This is a genomic window from Endozoicomonas sp. ONNA2, from assembly GCF_024606365.1.
Taxonomy (GTDB): domain Bacteria; phylum Pseudomonadota; class Gammaproteobacteria; order Pseudomonadales; family Endozoicomonadaceae; genus Endozoicomonas.
Genome location: NZ_JAHHPO010001024.1, coordinates 1 through 1,105, shown reverse-complemented (window position 1 = coordinate 1,105; position 1,105 = coordinate 1). Strand labels below are relative to the sequence as shown.

The following is a 1,105-nucleotide window of genomic DNA, read 5'->3' as shown; positions in this document are numbered from 1 at the left end:
CAACCATTCCGAAAACCCTCCCCCCCCCGATGCCGACGTGTGCAAATTTACCCGAGGTTTCGACCGTACTGTCCACCGCCGTGGTGTTGGCAACCATTCCTCCATCGTGAACCAGCCCCCCCCGATGCCGGCGTATGCACGATAACCATCGGTTTCCACCGTGCTGTTCAACGCCGTAATGTTGGCAACCGTTCCTCTAACCTCTCCTCCCCCAATGCCCGCGTAAGCTTTGTCACCCCGGGTGGAAATATGAACATTTTCGGCCCAGATATCACTGACTGTGCCATTAACATCAACAACACAGGCTGCTAACCCGCTCACCTCCGTGGAGTTTATATTGGCACCAGTAAAGCTAAGGCGACTGATGCTGCCTTTCAGGTTGTTAACAAAACAGCCAGACAGGCCGCTGATGTCACGGCACTGCCCATCGTACTTCCCGGTGAATGGATGGGTAATATTGCCAATGGATTGATGATCTGGAGTGACAGCAATATTCTTCGCCTGTTCGTATGTACCGTTCAGTGGAAATTCAGGGTCATGGCCGATCTTGCCCAGGGTTTTCGTATCATTAATCTTTATGGGTTGTGAACCATCGGCAATGGCAGCCGAATTGGCATACTGAAAAGAGCTGGCCAGCGTGCCAAGCGCAAGCAGTCCTCTGGTTCCCTGACTCCCTTGATAGCGGGTCGTGGATGGCTGTTGAAGGGGTACGTCTTTCGAGCCGGGTTCTTGTTCCTGAGCCTCTTCCCCGGTTGCTTTTGATGTCTGTGGTAATTCCGGTTTGACATCTGGCCCGGGCACAGAGCTAGCGAACCAGGCATCGGCAATATCTTTCGCTATGAAAAGGATGGGACTCGACGGCAGGATAATTGCTGTGGCCAGTCGCCCGATATCTTCCAGTGTTTTATTGGGATTAATACTTAAGCGAGGATCTTCCATCGGAATCAATGATTTCGCAAATGCTTTAGCAACAGCAACGCCATGGCCAAGCCAGGAATGCTCTACGCCATTCCCTGAACGTTGGGAAGCGCTGCCATAAATTGGTTGCTGAATGGACTGTTGAATAGGTTGCTGAATCATAAACAGGTCTCGATGATGTTGCATA

1 protein-coding gene is annotated in these 1,105 nt (G+C 51.6%); it reads right to left on the bottom strand.

What is annotated here, in order from left to right:
* The coding region (locus KDK14_RS18205) for a hypothetical protein (protein WP_257266618.1) at nt 1–1,080 on the bottom strand (1,080 nt) is incomplete at its 3' end.
* Between the last annotated feature and the right edge of the window lie 25 nt (nt 1,081–1,105).